Origin of the sequence: Anaerotalea alkaliphila (assembly GCF_010179735.1) — a bacterium.
GTDB lineage: Bacteria > Bacillota > Clostridia > Lachnospirales > Vallitaleaceae > Anaerotalea > Anaerotalea alkaliphila.
This window is the reverse complement of the sequence record NZ_JAAEEH010000002.1, coordinates 39,822-54,698: the sequence shown is the minus strand read 5'-3', so window position 1 is coordinate 54,698 and position 14,877 is coordinate 39,822. Positions and strand designations below refer to the sequence as shown.

Here is a 14,877-nt window from a genome sequence, read left to right as displayed (position 1 = left end):
AAGCTCGATTCCCGTCCAGAGGCAGGTCTCCTGACTTATCATCCTCTTACTTGCCAGCCTTCCCATCCGCTTGCGCGAACAGTGGCACCTGGCGTTCATCCGAATTACAGTAGCGGGGGCTGTGGAAGATTCGCACTTCCTTCCCTTTTCACTCGCCCGCAGAACGGGCAAAGACCTCTGGACACAATATGTTGTTGTCTAACACTGTACCACACCCATATCTTGTGGTCAAGGCTTTTTCCGCTACACCGATGATTCGGGGGGACGGTTCTTCCGCATCATCGTCAACTTCCCTCCGCCATCTAACGACAATGATGCGGAAGAACCGTCCCTCTGCATCACTCTGCGTCACAAAAAAAAGCACAGCCCCTTCCGGAACCATGCCCTTGTCTTTTCTCCACAACCCCTTACATCTCCGACTGGATGTTCCTTGCGATCTCCTCCAGCTCATCCTCCTGGAACGCCTTCGTCTTCCACTTGAAGCTCAGGTCGTCGTTCTCGAACCGGGGGATCAGGTGCAGATGGAAGTGATGGACGGTCTGCCCCGCCACAGCCCCGCTGTTCTGCAGGATGTTCATCCCGTCGCATCCCATGGCCTTCTTCAAGGACCGGGCAACCACCGTCGCCAGGGCGAACATCTTGGCCGCCGTCTCCGCGTCCAGGTCGAAGATGTTGTCCACATGCTCCTTGGTCATGATCAGCGTATGTCCCGGCGCCGCAGGAAAACGGTCCAGAACCACCTTGAAGTCATTATTCTCGAACACGGTGGCCGACTCCATCAGGCCAGTGGCGATACTGCAAAACAAGCAATTCTGTTTAATCATAGACTCCCATTATCTCCTTTTCGAACAGTACAGTAACAATCGTAGACTCATTTTATCACAACAGCCGAGAAAAAGACAAGGGGAAAATCAGTCTCCTCTATGCCGCCGGGCCCGCACCAGGGGCAAGGTGGCCAGGATTCCGCCGATGAACCCCCCCAGGTGGGCCGCCGCGTCCACATGGACGTTCAGGATGCTGTAGAGCATCCCCACCAGGAAAATCATCCACAGGCTGTAGGAGCTCAAGTCCTCCACCGACCTGCCCGCGGCCCTGGATAGGACCAGGATGGAGCCCATGAGGCCGTAGATGGCCCCGCTGGCCCCCGCCGAAACCACATCCGGCCGGAACAGCAGGGCACCCAGCAGGCTGAAGCAGGACCCGGCAAGCCCTGCCGCCAGGTACACCCCCAGGAACTCCCGGCCTTTCAGGTAGCGCTCCAGCCGGGACCCGAAGATGTACAGGCTGAAGCTGTTGAACAGCAGATGCCCCAGGCCGATGTGGAGGAACATGGCGGTGAACATCCGCCAGACCTGCCCCTCCCCCAGCACCAAGGCCGGCTGCATGGCCCCGAACCGAAGGAGCACCCCCACATCCGTGGACCCGCCCCCCATCTCCATGAGGAACCAGACCAGCAGGTTCAGGAACATCAGCCCGTAGGTGAAGCCCATGGAACTGTCCACCCGCCGCAGCTGGAAGGAGGGGACGCTCCCCGTGTCCAAGAGCATCTTCAGGTCCTTCTCGATCCCCAGCAGGTTCCGGGGCTGGCGCTTGGGGATCACCAAGGCCCCCGCCTCCGTATCCACCACCCAATAGATGGAGATGGTCTTCCGCTCCATGTCCGGTTCCATGGATTCCAACACCGAAAGCCGCTCCGGCTCCTCCGTCAGGAGCAGGTTCAGGAAGACCACGTGGTCCGTGTCCACCCGCTTGAACTGCCTGCGGACCATCTCTTCGAACCGCTGGAACCGGTCCTGGTCCAGGGCTTCCCCCCGGTCCAGGTTCGTCAGGTTGAAGACGTACAGGCTGCTCTTCATGAACACCATGTACATCCGCATCCCCGCAAGCCCCGTCTCGATGGTGCTGTAGCCCCGCCCTTGGAAATACCCTTCCAACCGGGCCAGCACCGCCTCTTGCCTCTCGCTCATGCTCCCGCCTCCCTTCCAAAGCCCTATTGCTCCATTCTAACCCTTCCCCGGAAGAAGTCAATAGGAAACCGGGAATTGGGCTTTTTTCCCCAGGAGGCTGGCCTTCCCCACGGAAAAAAGGTTGAGCTTCCGGTCCGGCCCCAAGGGTGGACCCTCCATCCAGACCGCCAGGGACAAGTCGTCCAGGCTTGCCCCGAACCGGTGGCCGTCCACGGGGGGGAAGGCCACCGAACCCTGGGCCCGCTCCCTGCCATGGGCCGCCAGGTCCCTCCGCCGTCCGGCCTCGGTCATGGCCCGGTTCACCTGGGCGGTGATGGCCAGCCTGCGAAAGTCCTCGAAGCCTTCCGGCGGGGGCAGGGCGTCCGGCAGGGCATCCTCCCCCTCCAGCAGGGCATGGAGCTCCCCGTACTCCATCTCCAGCAGCCGCCCGGCCCCCAGGTCCCCGTAGGCCACCTGCCGGTCCAGGCGCAGGTAGAGGACCCGGTCCCCTCCCAGGGGGACGGCGTAAGGCCGCTTCACCCCCAGCACCTTCTCGAATGCCTCCTCTCCTTCCATCTCCACCGCCTGCCACCCCTGGCAGTAGAAGCCGTCGTAGCCCAAAAGAACCACCGCCGGGAACAGCTTCTCAAGGTTCCGCCGGCCCGCCGGGTCCAGGACCTGGAAGCGGAAATAAAGGCTCTGCCTAAAGCTCCCCAGCACCGCCTCCGTGTTCAGGGCCACCCGCTTGGTCTGCTCCCCCCGGAACTCCTCATGGCTGTAGGCCTTAATGGCCGCCACCCCGTCCGCCATGGCGTCCTCCAGCCGCTCCTTGTAGGACTCCTCCAGCCGGACGGCCATCCGCTCCCACTCCCAGGTGAAGTACTGGACCGCCAGGAGGGGCAGCAGGGCCAGCAGCACCAGCAGGGTGTACTTAGTCATCCTCATGGCGCACCATCCCCCCGTTCCGGGTGTAGACCGCGGGGAAGGCGCCGCTCCGCCCGAAGAGCATGGACTTCAGGGCCTGGTCCTTGCTCCTGGAGGTCGAGCGCACCGTCACATAGAAGAAGTCCCCCAAGGCCAGGGGATACCGTCCCGAAAGCGCCAGCTCCCCGGTGATGTCCCCGTCGTAGCTGCCCGCGTAGACCGTCCGCCAGTCCCCCGTGGGCTCCCCCGCCCCGTCCAGGACCGGGGTGTAGCTCCGCTTCTGGTGCTCCAGCTCCACCTGGTACACCTCCCCGGTGGCCGACACCTTCCGGAGGTAGGCCTCCCACTGGTCCTTCTCCAGTACCCCCAGGTTCCGGACGCGGTCCGTCAGGGCCGCCGTCTCCACCCGGACCCGCTCGTAGGTGATGTCCCCCTGCCGCTCGAACAGGCTGGCCAGGGGCGCCACATACAGCAGCGCCACCAGGAGCAGCAGGGCCGAAAGCTTCCATAGGCTGTTCTCGATCATCCGTCTTCCTCCTTCCTGCAATCCACTTCCACCGTCCGCCCCTCCCCGTCCAGGGTAAGGAAGACCCGGTACGTCCCGGCCGGGTCGAAGCCCAGTTCCCCAAGCCGGTCCAGCTTCTCCTCCAGGGATGCCTGGGGCGGATACAGCCCCTCCACCGGCACCCCCTCAAAGAAAAGCACCTCCCCCTCCCGGACCGGGTCCAGGCAAAGGAGAGGCACCAAAGAGGTTCCCGGCAGGCATTCCCTGTCCTCCACGGGAGGGACCGCCTCCAGGACCAGGCCGGTGGAGGCCGCCTGCTCCATCCGCTCCCGGCTGGCCACCCGGTAGGCTTCCAGCTGGGCGTGGCCGGTCAGGAAGGACCCCAAGGCCCCCAGGCAGAGGAGCACCCCCAGGGCGATTTCCATCAGCTTCCCATAGGACTCTTCCATGGGCTATTGCTGCACGGCGGAGATGCCCCGGACCACCCGGTTCTTGTCGTAGACAAGGGTCACCGCAAAACGTCCGAGGGGGTTGATGTAGCTACCATGACTTATGGATTGTGCATTTTTCAGACTACCCTCGATAATAGAAAGGGTCAATGCGCTCATAGGACTTGTCAAAATACCACCTGTTACTGTGCCACTGCTGATATACTGGGCGAATGTTCCGTTCAAAGTAGTCACTTCAATGATGAACCTGCCCCCTTCCCCCTTGTACTTCCGCAGGGCGTTCACCACGTCGTTCCCGGTGATCTCCACATTGTCGTAGTCCGCATACTCTATCTCCGACAGCTGCTTGGTCATGCCGTCCAGCTGGTCCCCGCTGCTGGAGGCCACCGCCTTCCCCTTCCCGAACAGGAACAGCCCCGTGCTCACCACCGCCACAAAAAACAGGATGCCCACGCCCAGCCACAACGCCTTTTGAATGTTTGAATCCATAGTCCTACCTCCGCTTTCTTGCCGCTTCATGCGCTCGTCTTGTTGTCCGGTTCCCCTTGCTTCCTATCCCATGAGCTGCTGGAAATAGGTGTCCATCTCCCGGATGCTTGACCCCACCATGGGGACGATCATGTACAGGAGGATCAGGCCGTACACCGGCAGGAAACCGATGGTCTGGCCCAGGGCGATCTTCCGCTCCACCATCCGGTTGTTGGCCTCCTTCCTCCGGACCAGTTCGTAGTGCTTCTCCACCTCCAGGGATTCGAAGGCCTGAGCGATGGCCAGCCCGTCCTCCGCCATCCGCAGCCGCTCCACCAGATGGGTGAAGGGGCCGCAGCCCGATCCCTCCTGGAGCCTGTCCAGGGCAGTGTCCAACCCATGGGAGGCGTCGTTCAGGCACCCCATGAGGCTGTTCTTGAAGTTGAAGGAGAAGAGCTCCATCCACTCCAGCAGCTCCAGCACAGAAACCCGGGGGTGGTGCATGAGCATCAGGATGATGGTGGAGAATCCCGCCACCTCCTCCTCCATCTCCATCCGCCGGACCCGCTCGCTGAAGAACAGCCACAGGTCCGGCATCCGGTAGCCCAGGAGCCCCACCCCCAGCACCAGCAGGAGCTCCTCCCAGGCCAGGCCCAGGCCGTCCAGGGTCCGGCGCTTGGCCAGGATCCTCAACCCCAGGACCGAAGCTTCCCGGGGGTCCAGTCCGGTGGCCCCTGCCAAGGCGGGGACCAGGGATTCCAGGCTGGCGCTCTCCGGACGCTGGAGCCAGCCGCTGTCGAAGGCGGTGGCCTCTCGGGCCTCCGCCAGGGCCTCCTCCCCCAGGCTCCCTCCCAGGAAGCCCGTCTCCAGGGTGGGGGCGTTCCAGACGTTCCTTACGGCCACCGCCTTCATCCCCCCCAGGACCGAAGCGGCCCCCAGAAAGAAGAGGATGGCCACCAGCATCCGGCGGACCTGGTAGTTCTCGTAGGAGAGGGGGGACAGGCTGTCCGAAAGCTTCTGGTGCAGACGCCTCCCCCCGGGGCTCCCCGCCGGGGGGACGAAAGGCAGCAGCAGCCCCTTCAGCCGTCCCCCCAGGAGCCTTTCCTCCAGGGGCACATGCCCCGGAGGCGGGAGCCTCCTGGACTCCAGCTGCTGGATCTTGCGCAGGGCCACGAAGGCGGCCCCCACCAGGACCAGCAGCAGGCATTCGAAGAGGAATCCTTGGGGGCTGGCGTAGAACACCTCCAGGGGACGGAAATTCTCCCCCGCCCACCCTTTTACCGGACCGATGCAGAAGAGGGGCAGGAGGATGATCCCGTGGAGGCTCTTCAGGGCGTAGTTCAGCCTCTCCCGCTTCCCGGCCTCCATCCGGAGCTCGTCCGAAAGGGTGCCCAGGTTCCGCATGAAGCCGCTCTGGCCCCCCACCGCCACATCCCCGTATTCCATGGTCAGGAAGCAGAGGCCCAGGAGCATCTTCAGGTAGTTGTTGGGGGCGGTCTCGTTGTAGGCCTCCATCTCCCGCTCCGGTTCCTTGGACTGGAGGACCTCCAGGATCCTCTGCCCCTGGATGGCCATCAGCTCCATGTCCTTCCCCGCATTTCCACAGACCTCGTAGAGGGCCTCGTCCACGGTCCCGCATTCGTAATAGCGCTGCCGGAGCCGCTCGTTGAAGTGGATGTGCTGGTGGAGCAACCGGTTCTGGAGCCGGACCACGAAGTAGTCCGCCACCGTCTCCCCCAGGAACCAGGTCAGGGGGATGAAGAGGGCCAGCAGATGGGGCTCCCCCGCCAGCAGGGCGAAGAGGACCCACAGCAGCAGGAGGCCGCCGTAGACCTTCAGGGCCAGGGACGCGGCGCTGTGGCGGAGGTTCCGCTCGGAGCCGCTGTGGAGGATGGAGAGCTGTGTCCGGATCTCCAGGAGCAGCCTCCGGGTGGGGGGCAGGGCTCCCAGGAGCCGGTACAGGTCCTGGTGGAAGCGCCCCCACCGGACGCCCCGGTTCCCCTCCCCCTTCCTCTCCATTTGCCCCCGGCGCCGGCGGCCTTCCTCCAGTAGGACCCTCCCCAACAGGAGGGAGCCTCCCAGCACCCCACCCAGGCTGGCTGCCATGATCCAGGGCAGAAGGCTTTGGATTCCCCCGTTCATAGGCCCTCCCCCCAATGCTCCCGGAGGAAGGCCTGGAAGCGGACCCGCTCCTTCGGCTCCATGTGCTCCTCCATTTTTTCCAGGGTGGCTCGGGTTGGCCTTTCCCCGGGACGGTAGGCCCCGTCCTTCCAGTACACCACGTCCCGGGCCTCATAGGTGGTCCGCTCCGTCTTCCGCTGGAAGTATGCGGCCATGGTGTCCATGAAGCCCAGGACCTGCTCCTGGAAGGAGCCCGCGTCCCTGTAGTCCAGGGGGTACCCCTCCTTCTCCCGCAGCTCCACGATTTCTGTTATCCGCTGGATGTAGCGGCGGCCCAGGACGTCCTTGGCCAGATGGACGTCGAAGTCCAGGACCTGGACCACCTGGGCCTCCGCCACGGTCTCGTCCCGGAAGATCCCGCACTTGAGCAGGGAGTTCCTGAGAGAGAGGACCAGGTCCCGGGTGGTCTTGGCGTGGTGGGTGAAAACGGTGAACAGGGAGGCCACCATTGCCATCTGCAGCATCCAGACCGCCACCTCGTCGGTGGCCACCTCCCCCAGGATGTTCACGGACCCGTCCGTCTTCTTCTGCAGGTCCAGCCCCTGCTGGCCGGAGATGCTGCCCGTCTCCTTGAAGCTCAGGATGTTCCGCAGGGGGTAGACCTTCCTAAGGTGCAGCTCGAAGGCCATCTCCTGGATCCGGAGGGTCAGTGTCCCGTGGATGTGCTTCACCATGGCCATCAGGAGGGTGGTCTTCCCCGTCCCCTGTGCACCGGTCACCGCCACAATACGGGCCCCCTGCATGAGGTGCCGGAGCATTTCCCGGGGAAGGGCGTTCCCCTCGTCCTGGACCAGCTCCTCCAGGCTCACGTCCCGGATGTGGAACTTCCGGACGAAAAAGGCCCAGCTTTCCGAGAAGGAGGGACGGACCACCACCACCCGGCTCCCGTCCCGCATCTCATTCACCTTGAAGCCCGCCGTCTCCGAAAGCTGCCCCGCCTTGTTGTAGCGGTAGATGTTCTGGCAGATCCGCCGCAGCTCGCTCTGGGTCCCGAAGGACAGGAAGGACAGGTGGATGGGCTTCCCCTTGTAGAAGATCCAGACGCTGTCCACGCTCCGGGACATCCGCAGCAGCCCTTCCTCCTCCCCTTCCCCTCCGTAAAAAGGGGCGTTCTCCCCGAACCCGGAGACCCCGCCGGAGACCCCGTCGATCTCCATGTCCCGCAGCTCGTCCACCACCCCGTAGCCCTTGTAGGACTGGTAGATCCGCTGGGTCAGGATCCGGAGCTTGTCCTCCCGGTCCAGCACGGGGGTCTCCTCCCCGTAGATCCGCTCCAGGTCCCCGGCGGTGACCAGATAGGACTGGACCGTCCCGTCCTCGATGCCCCACCGGGGTTCGTCTAGGCCGTGGTCCTCCAGGAACCGTTCCAGGGCCCTGCCCCCATGCTCCTTCCTGTAGAGGTGGAGCAGGATCTCGAACTTGTCCTGGGGGCTGAGCCTGGCGGGGGTGCCGAAGGGGAGCAGCCCCTCCAGCTGCCGGGGGCTCAGGTCCCGCTGCCGGAGGACGTCGTAGAGGAAGTCCTTCACATACCCCTTGTCCTCCTCGCTTCCGCAGCTGCAGTTGCGCAGGGCCTTCTTCAGGGTGCTCCGCTTGTTCAGCTCCCGGAGGAAGGCCTCCTCGCTCATGGAACATTCCTGCAGGTTGGTCCTGGTCATGTCGTTCACGGTCCGCTTCACCTCCTCCAGGAGGCCCCCAAGGTCCAGGGGTCTCCCCGTGTCCCGGGGATTTTCGGCCGCATGCCCTCCCCGTGCAGCCCCCTTGCGGCGCAGGGCCAGGCCCAGGAGGACCAGGGCCAGCAGGGTGCAGTTGAGCAGCAGGTTCAGTCCTGTATCCACCGTCCGCCTCCTCTCTCCATCCTGTCCATCAGGAGGGTGGTGTTCCTTTTCAGGCTCTCCAGGAAGGGGTGCCCCTTCTCCCCGGAGGGCCGGTCCACGTGCCGGATGAGGAACTCCAGGAGCCCCCCCTGGTTGCAGGCGTCCTGGAATCCCGGGTCGTAGGGCAGCCTGAGGAGCTCCTTCTCCAGGAGTTGCCGGCGCAGGTTCCCCTCCGAAGCCTTCAGCTCCTTCCGGTAGAAGTTGATGTGGCAGAGATGGTCCTTGGGGGCGGGGCGCTTCTCCAGGAGCACCTCCTTCACATGCCCCTCCAGGACGTGGATGTTCTGGTTCAGGCAGAAGACCAGAAGGTCCGCCCGTTCCAGCAGCTCCCCGCCCGGATGCCCCCGGCCGTTGGGGAAGTCCAGGACCACCAGGTCGTAGCACCTCCCCGCCGTCTCCAGCACTTGGGGCAGCAGGGCCAGGCCCTGGGCGTCCAGGCTTCCGTGGCCCTGGAGCAGGTCCAGCTTCCCCTGCTTCAGTAGGGGGACCGTGTAGTCCGCGAAGTCCCCGGTCCCCAGCCGGTTGTTCCGGGCCAGGCGCAGCAGGGCCTCCATCCCCCCTTCCACATAGCCCCCGTAGGACCCGGGCCCCGGCTGGGCGTCCCTGCGGCTGAAGAAGCACCGCTCCAGGGTCTCCCCCTGGACCTGGGCCAGGAGCACCTTCACCGGATGGGCCAGGGCCAGCATGGCCCCATGGGCCGCGGCCGCGGAGGTGGTCCCTCCCTGGCCGCCCACCCTGGACCAGAATGCGATCTGCATGGCGTCATTCCCCCTTCCCTTCCTGTGTCCGCACTTCCGCCGTCTCCGCGCGGATCAGCTCCAGTACCTTCTCCAGGGCCTTCCTGTAGGGCCTGGAAAGCTTCCTGTGCCGGCAGGTCCCCTCATGCCCGTCCTCGATCCGCAACCGGTGGTCCTCCTCCCTGTGCTCCAGGGAAACCACCTCCATGAAGCAGTCCTGCCGGGAGCCCTTCTCCAGGTAACGCACGGCGAACCGGCTGCCCAGACGGCTTCCCCAGCTGGTGTCCAGCAGGAGCAGGTAGGGCGCCTGGCCGGTCTTGTCGAACCAGGCCCGGACCAGTTCCCGGGTGCCCTCCAGGGCCTCCCGGTCCATGCCGCTCACCAGGAACACCTTCCCCAGTTCCAGCAGGGCCTCTCCCCGCTCCAGCCGTCCGCCCCGCCCTTCCCCGAAGAAAGCCAGCTCCGAAAGCTCCCCGATGTCCGAAAGCTCCACCCCCTCCAGGGCCGCTCCCCCCGATGCCTGCAGATAGGCCAGGAAATCCCTTTTTTCCCGGCTTCCCTCTCCCAAAAAATAGATTCTCTCCATTGTCTCCTCCTCCTAAAAGTCCACCGGATCCAAAGGCCGGTCCGGCACGGGTTCCACCCCCAGCACCTGCTCCACCGCCCGGACCAGTTCCGGGTCGGAGGCGGCCAGGTTCCCCTCAAGTTGCCCCCGGCGCAGCAGTTCCAGCTCCTTCGCCAGCTGGTCCCCGTATCCCGGGTTCCGGGCCAGCAGGGCCAGCACCTTCTTGTTGACCGGATAGTCCACCGCCGCCGGGGCCTGGAGCTTGGGCTCCACATAGGGGACCAGGTACAGCCGGGTCCCGGCACCCAGCAGGGTGTCCACCAGGGCGCTGGACATCCGCAGGAGCTCCTCCTCCTCCAGGACCATCCAGATCCGGTTGTTCTCCCGGTCCATGTCCTCCACCTTCTTGTGGGTGAGGACCACGAAATCCTCCCCCGTGGGGAACTGGATCCGCACGTCCACCCGGTCCGCCACCCCCAGCTTCCACGGCAGGAGGAAGCTTTCGTACTCGTGGAGCCGGAGCCCGTCCGGGGGCTTCTCCCAGGGACTGCTCATGGCCTCCGTCAAAATGGTGCCCGGGGGGATGTCGAAGAGGGCCACCCGGCCCGCCACCGTTTCCCAGACCCCGGCCGTCCCTTCCGGCAGCCGGTCCGTCTCCATCAGCTCCATCCCCAGGTCCTCCCGGGCGATGGTCGTCCCCCAGGGGATGGTGTTCCTGGCCACCACCACCGACTGGACCGGGGGGGCCTGGGCCTCCTCCTTCCTGTCCAGGATCCCCGACGCCCCCAGGGCCAGGGCTGCCCCCAGCAGGGCGCCTCCCAGGATCCCCAGCAGCAGGTTCCTCTTCCTCTGTCCGATCAACGACATCATTCGACCTCCCTTTCCTGTTGCCTCCGCCCCCGTCGGGTCAAAGGACCTTGCCGAAGACCTCCAGCAGCGCCTTGTTTTTGGTGAAGGGGTCCTCGAAGCAGCCGATCCGGTGGATGGGCATGCCCACCCGCTTCTGGAGGCTCCGGATGTTCTCCTCGATCCCCAGGGGCACCAGGACCTGCCAGTTCTCCCCCAGGCCTCCCGCCCCCTGCCGGCCTTCCCAGCATTCCAGCAGCCCCTCCTGCCGCCATTCGCTGGCGTGGGCCACCAGCAGGTTCACCTCGCAGAAGATCCGGTCCTGGCCTCCCCCGGGGCGGCTGCCCTTGTCGAAGAGGATGTCGTCGTACCTGCGCTCCAGGATGGCGGGCAGGTCCTCCAGGGTAAAGGCCTTGTAGTAGTCCACCCCGCCGATGGAGAACCGCCTCCCCTCCCCGTCCCGGTAGCTCCTGCCCTCGTAGAACCGCTGGAGCTTGGCGAAGTCCTCCTTCCCGTTCCATTCCAGCAGGGCCACCCGGCGCCTTTTCTGCCGGAGATAGTTGGCCAGCAGGATGGCGGTGTGGGTGGCGCCCCCGCCGGGGACCACCCCGCAGACGCCGATCAGCCGGACGCCGCCCCTTTTCGGGCCTTCCTCCCTTTTCTTGAAAATCCCCATGGGCTTTCCTCCTTTTTTCCACAGATTCCTTCCAGGTCCAGCCACTTGTCCACTTCCCGGAGGGTTTCCTCCCCAGGGGCGAAGGGGTCCGGACAGTAGGGCACCCGGTGGCTGACCCTGGGGGAGGCGTCCTCCCGGATCCCTCCGAAGGCCTCCTCTTCAAGGAAGTTGAAGAGGTAGCGGCTGTCCACCGCTTCCCCCGCTTCCGGCCCCAGGTGGTACTCCTCGAAAGCCTCCAGCTCCCATTCCTTGCCCCCGGCCACCAGGAACCGGAGGGCTCCGGGGGCTTGGGGCTCCTCCGTCTCCCGGCCTTTCCAGCCTCCGTCCACCACCACATAGTCGTAGGAGGGGAGCTGCCCCTTCCGGGGGAGGCGGGTCCGGCACTCCGGGTAGAAGTCCAGGCCCCCCTTGGTGAACCGGTCCCGGCAGGAGACCGCGTCCCGGGAACGGTGCTCCAACCGCTGGAAGTCCCGGGAGCCGTTCCATTCCAGGAGGGCCACCTTGAAGCCCCTTTTCACCAGGCAGCTCCCCAGCAGGATGGCGATGTGGGTGGCGCCCATCCTGCTCCGGATCCCCCAGACCAGGATGGGCTTGCCGCCAAAGCGCTCGGAAAGGTCCGCCGCCTCCCCGGCCAGCCGGTCCCGCCGCAGGCCCTCCAGGGCCTTCCTGAGCTCCCCCACGTCCTGGTAGCGCTTGGCCGGGAGGGTCATGGTGCATTTCCGGAGGATTTCCCCGAAGGCTTGGGTGGCCTCGCTGTTCAGCCCGCCCAGGGGCTGGATCCTGTAGGGCGGGTCCAGGAGATGGAGCCCTGTCAGGAGGAAGTACATCACCACCCCCAGGGAGAAGATGTCGGTCCTTCCGTCGCTGGCGGCCATGCCGTACTGCTCCGGCGCCGCATAGGCCCTGGTCCCCAGGGGGATGCCCCCTTCCCCTTCCTCCCGGGTGCTGGCGATGCCGAAGTCCACCAGCTTCAGCCTCCCCTGGGGGGTCCGGAGGATGTTCTCCGGCTTGATGTCCCTGTAATGGATGGGGGTGTCCGCGAAGCCGTGGAGGTAGGCCAGGATGTCGGCCAGCTGGAGCATGTAGTCCACGCATTCCTCCTCCGGGATGCCGGGGTTTTGGGCCTTGTAGTCCAGCAGGGTCGTACCCTCCACATATTCCTGTACCAGGTACAGGCTCCCTCCTTCCTCTTCGATGTCGATGGTCCGGGGAATCCCCGGATGGTCCAGGTCCTTCAGGAGCCGGTATTCCCGGAGGGCGTCCTGGTCTCCCACCCGGACCCTCTTCACCGCCCACAGGTTGTTCAGCCGCAGGTGGCGCACCTGGAAGACCTGGCCTCCCCCGCCCCGGCCCAGTTCCTTAAGGACCTGGTACCTCCCCAGCAGTATCCCTTCTTTTTCCACTTCCACAGCCGGTCCCTCCCTTTCCGGGCGCCTTGGCCCCTTGGGACCATTATGGCCCAGGTGGACGAGCATATCAATCCACGCCCGCCGCCACCCTGGGTTGCAACTTTGCAACAACTTTATTGACTTTGCCCCCTCCAGATGCTAATGTAAAGAGGGCGCGACCGCTTACAAACCTAATGGAGGTGATTTCCCATGCTGCAAATATTCATGACCAATGACCTGCCCACCGGTACGGAGTTCCTGCAAATAGAAAACATACAGAAGGGGGCCTGGATCAACCTGGTCCAACCCACACCGGAGGAAATCACCTTCTTGAAGATGGCCCTGGATGTTCCCGAGGATTTCATCCTGGCCGCCCTGGACGAAGAGGAGCGCTCCCGGATAGAGACCGACGAGGACTACACCCTGATCATCATCGACATCCCTGTGGCCAGCAGCGAGGAGTACGCGGGACTCTACATCACCGTCCCCATGTCCATCATCGTCAGCGACCACAACATCATCACCATCTGCATGAAGGAGCACGCCATCCTGGACGATTTCATCAACCGGCGGGTGAAAGGCTTCTTCACCTACAAGAAGACCCGGTTCATCTTCCAGATCCTGTACAAGAACGCCGCCTTTTACCTCCAGTACCTGCGCCAGATCGACAGGCGCAGCAATCAGGTCGAGATGGAGCTCCACCGTTCCCTGAAGAACAAGGAGCTGATCCAGCTCCTTGGCCTGGAGAAGTCCCTGGTGTATTTCTCCACCTCCCTGAAGAGCAACGAGGTGGTGCTGGAGAAGATGATGCGCTTCAATCCCGTCAAGATGTATCCCGAAGACCAGGAAATCCTGGAGGACGTCATCATCGAGAACAAGCAGGCCATCGAGATGAGCGGCATCTACAGCAACATCCTGAGCGGGACCATGGACGCCTTCGCCTCCGTGATCTCCAACAACCTGAACATCGTCATGAAGATCCTGGCCTCCATCACCATCGTCCTGTCCATCCCCACCATCGTGGCCAGCTTCTTCGGCATGAACGTGGCGGTTCCCCTGGCGGACGAACCACACGCCTTCCTCTGGATCTTCCTGATCTCCAGTGTGATCGCCGGGGTCCTGGGGCTCGTCATGCTGAAGAAGAACCTGTTCTAGGCCCGGATCCCTTCCCCTTCCATGGAAATGGAAAAAGCTGGGGCAAAACCAAATGCGTCTCCGCATGTGGTTTTGCCCCAGCTTTTTGTTGTCCTTCCTGTTTTCCGTCACTGGATCCTAATTCCGCTCCACAGGTCTTCCCTGACCTGGACCTGGGCGTTCAGCTTCCATTCCTGGTAGATCCGTTCGAAGGTCTCCCTCCTAAGCAGTTCCTTCGCCGCTTCCGTCTGGCCGTCCAGCCATCGGCGGTAGATCTCCGGATCGGGTTCCCCGGGGGCGATGCCCTCCACCAGGAAGAAAAGGAACCCGTCCTGGTCCTCCAGGATCCGGGTGACCTCTCCAGGGGCCTTGGTGAAGGCCTCCAGATGCCGGGGGTCCGCCGTCAGGCGGCTGGCCTCCAGGGTGCCCAGGCTGTAGGGGACCTCCTCCCCGAACCAGGCCTCTCCCGCCTCCTCCAGGGAAGCCCCTTCCTCCACCTGGATCCTGGCCTCCTCCAGCAGTTCCCTGGCTTGGGGGCCATCGGCCTTGCCCACCCGCAGGTAGCCCAGGGTGTAATCCTCATGGAGCTTCTCCTGGTCCAGGCCTGCAATCTGGGCGTACGCTTCCATCCGGTCCAGCCGCTGCCGGATTTCCTCCTGGGTGGGCTGGACCTCCGCGGCCACGGACTCCCCCATGATGGCGGCCAGCTGGAACTCCAGGAAAACCTTGCGCACCAGGTCCCGGGTGATGTGGTTCCCGTCCCGGTAGGCCGGTTCCAAGGCGCTGTAATGGTCGTCCGCCTGACGCTCCACCAGGGAGGCCAGGTCCGCCGGCACCTCCAGCCCCGTCTCCCGGGCCTTGGCGTTCAGGACCTTAACCCGCACCAGGTTGTCCAGGGCCCCTTGCTTGGCCACCTCCGAGGCGGTCTTGCCTCCGCTGAAGTCCTCGATCTCCCAGACCCCCGGTCCGGCCGCCCGTTCGAACTCGGTCTGGACCTGGAGCATGTAGAGCATCACTTCCGCGCGGGAGGCTTCCCAGCCGTTCACCGTGACCACCACAGGGTCCTTCCCTTCCGGTTCCCTGCCGCATCCCGCAAAAAGCATGAAGGCCGCCAGCAATAGGGCCGATGCCCTGGCTGCGGCCAGCTTGAATCTCCGGTTCATCTGTCCCATGTGAAACCACCG

The 14,877-nt window shown here is 64.3% G+C and carries 15 protein-coding genes and 1 riboswitch; of the genes, 1 reads left to right on the top strand and 14 read right to left on the bottom strand.

What is annotated here, in order from left to right:
* Positions 1-3: 3 nt before the first annotated feature.
* A riboswitch (cobalamin riboswitch) is annotated at positions 4-194 on the bottom strand.
* A 213-nt stretch (positions 195-407) separates the two neighbouring features.
* From GXN74_RS01315 to GXN74_RS14665, 13 genes are all read right to left on the bottom strand, one after another.
* Positions 408-824 carry an HIT family protein gene (locus tag GXN74_RS01315; protein ID WP_162369117.1) on the bottom strand — a complete coding sequence of 139 codons (417 nt, stop codon included), beginning with the start codon at positions 822-824 and terminating at the stop codon, positions 408-410.
* Positions 825-911: 87 nt separating this feature from the next.
* Entirely contained in the window at positions 912-1,967 is a 1,056-nt protein-coding gene (locus GXN74_RS01310) for a rhomboid family intramembrane serine protease (RefSeq protein WP_162369116.1), read from the bottom strand.
* 57 nt (positions 1,968-2,024) lie between these two features.
* Positions 2,025-2,891, bottom strand: coding sequence for a hypothetical protein (locus tag GXN74_RS01305; RefSeq protein ID WP_162369115.1), 867 nt, complete (start codon positions 2,889-2,891; stop codon positions 2,025-2,027).
* Complete coding sequence (locus GXN74_RS01300) at positions 2,878-3,396, bottom strand: hypothetical protein (protein ID WP_162369114.1); 519 nt, start codon at positions 3,394-3,396, stop codon at positions 2,878-2,880. The genes GXN74_RS01305 and GXN74_RS01300 overlap by 14 nt, the downstream gene beginning before the upstream one ends.
* Positions 3,393-3,824 (bottom strand): hypothetical protein, encoded by a 432-nt coding sequence (locus tag GXN74_RS01295; protein WP_162369113.1) that lies wholly within the window; start codon positions 3,822-3,824, stop codon positions 3,393-3,395. Before GXN74_RS01295 ends, GXN74_RS01300 begins: the two co-directional genes overlap by 4 nt.
* A 3-nt stretch (positions 3,825-3,827) precedes the next feature.
* Positions 3,828-4,313, bottom strand: a complete 486-nt coding sequence (locus tag GXN74_RS01290) for a hypothetical protein (RefSeq protein ID WP_162369112.1) — start codon at positions 4,311-4,313, stop codon at positions 3,828-3,830.
* Positions 4,314-4,376: 63 nt separating this feature from the next.
* Complete coding sequence (locus GXN74_RS01285; RefSeq protein ID WP_162369111.1) at positions 4,377-6,434, bottom strand: hypothetical protein; 2,058 nt, start codon at positions 6,432-6,434, stop codon at positions 4,377-4,379.
* A complete protein-coding gene (locus tag GXN74_RS14815) occupies positions 6,431-8,308 on the bottom strand; it encodes an ATPase, T2SS/T4P/T4SS family (RefSeq protein ID WP_162369110.1) in 1,878 nt (625 codons plus the stop codon). The genes GXN74_RS01285 and GXN74_RS14815 overlap by 4 nt, the downstream gene beginning before the upstream one ends.
* Complete coding sequence (locus GXN74_RS01275) at positions 8,293-9,105, bottom strand: CpaE/TadZ family protein (RefSeq protein ID WP_162369109.1); 813 nt, start codon at positions 9,103-9,105, stop codon at positions 8,293-8,295. The genes GXN74_RS14815 and GXN74_RS01275 overlap by 16 nt, the downstream gene beginning before the upstream one ends.
* 4 nt (positions 9,106-9,109) lie before the next feature.
* Complete coding sequence (locus GXN74_RS01270) at positions 9,110-9,670, bottom strand: hypothetical protein (protein WP_162369108.1); 561 nt, start codon at positions 9,668-9,670, stop codon at positions 9,110-9,112.
* 12 nt (positions 9,671-9,682) lie between these two features.
* Entirely contained in the window at positions 9,683-10,519 is an 837-nt protein-coding gene (locus GXN74_RS01265) for an SAF domain-containing protein (RefSeq protein WP_162369107.1), read from the bottom strand.
* 37 nt (positions 10,520-10,556) lie between these two features.
* Complete coding sequence (locus GXN74_RS01260; protein WP_162369106.1) at positions 10,557-11,171, bottom strand: hypothetical protein; 615 nt, start codon at positions 11,169-11,171, stop codon at positions 10,557-10,559.
* Positions 11,117-12,580, bottom strand: a complete 1,464-nt coding sequence (locus GXN74_RS14665) for a protein kinase domain-containing protein (protein ID WP_162369105.1) — start codon at positions 12,578-12,580, stop codon at positions 11,117-11,119. Before GXN74_RS14665 ends, GXN74_RS01260 begins: the two co-directional genes overlap by 55 nt.
* 189 nt (positions 12,581-12,769) lie before the next feature.
* Between GXN74_RS14665 and GXN74_RS01250 the strand changes: the two genes are divergently transcribed.
* The gene (locus GXN74_RS01250; RefSeq protein ID WP_162369104.1) at positions 12,770-13,714 is read left to right on the top strand and encodes a magnesium transporter CorA family protein; all 945 of its coding nucleotides are present in this window, start codon (positions 12,770-12,772) and stop codon (positions 13,712-13,714) included.
* Between the two features lie 107 nt (positions 13,715-13,821).
* On the opposite strand, the gene GXN74_RS01245 is transcribed toward GXN74_RS01250, so the two are convergent.
* Positions 13,822-14,865 (bottom strand): SurA N-terminal domain-containing protein, encoded by a 1,044-nt coding sequence (locus tag GXN74_RS01245; RefSeq protein ID WP_162369103.1) that lies wholly within the window; start codon positions 14,863-14,865, stop codon positions 13,822-13,824.
* Between the last annotated feature and the right edge of the window lie 12 nt (positions 14,866-14,877).